Here is a 1,037-nt window from a genome sequence, read left to right on the forward strand (position 1 = left end):
TGCCACCACCATGAACAGCGCCAAGGCACGCTCAAGCCGTGCCATCGATGCAAGTTGCAACGCCTCGACTCGACAGCCGTTCTTGAGCACATGAAAGAACAATTCCACCTCCCAACGCGCGCGGTACCAGTCAATAAGCTGCGCGGCCGCGTCAAGGTCGTTCACCTCGCGATTACTCAGCAGTCGCCATTCAATCGGCTTGACGCCTGCCGGCGGGTCGACCTCCCGGGCGACAATACAAGTGGCACTCACCACGCCGCCTGCAGCGTCAGGCAACGCAACACGTTGCGCCCACACCTGCTGCCGTACCGCGCGCGCCGGCTGAGCCTGACGGGCTGCCAGCGTGAAGTGAATCCTGCCCACTGGCTCACCCGCAGTTACTTGCTCCCACAGCTTGCCGCCGCCAGGCAAGGTGCGATTGTGCTGCGAGCGCAGTAGCCAATCCGCCGGGTGGCCCAACTCCTTTGCCTTGATCATCAACGCCATGATGTCCGACTCTCTGTCAGTCACATAGACGAGTCGCGTGGCAGGCAGTGCGGTCGCCTGTTCGGCAACCCGCTCATATCCTTCGGTCCAATGGTACTTTCCTTGATGCCGGGGCGAACGCCATCCGCACCCTTGGGCTCGCGCGCCCACATGTAGGCGTCAAGCACGCCCAGCGGTTCGCGCGCTGGCGTTACCGCGTAAGTCGGGTGCAGATATAGCCCACGTTGCGCCTCATACGACAGCGGTCCCAGGCCTGCGATGGCCTGGCCGTTAAAGTCCAGCTCCGTCGTGTCTTGGATGCATAGCACCACTTCGCAAGCTCGCATCCGCTCGGCTGAACTCTGCCAGTGGGGCGCCAGAATATCGCGCCAGTCCAGTTCATCCTGAGCCAGGAAGCGGTACGCCGCAGCCGTTTCCTCCCAGCCGCCGCATGCGCTGGGTATGCTTGCCGTCGGCTTCTCTGCGAGCCGCTCCGCTAGCAGCACCGCCCGCTTGTTCAGGCGCTGGTCGCCCAAGTCAATGTCCTTGAATTCCGCCGCTGCCCAACTCGT

General features: G+C 63.1%; 1 pseudogene. It reads right to left on the bottom strand.

Annotated elements, in window-relative coordinates:
* Window positions 1-1,037: pseudogene (locus tag MKD38_RS30665) on the bottom strand (IS4 family transposase); the annotation flags it as partial.

Source organism: Cupriavidus sp. WGlv3 (assembly GCF_023952475.1).
Taxonomy (GTDB): domain Bacteria; phylum Pseudomonadota; class Gammaproteobacteria; order Burkholderiales; family Burkholderiaceae; genus Cupriavidus; species Cupriavidus phytorum.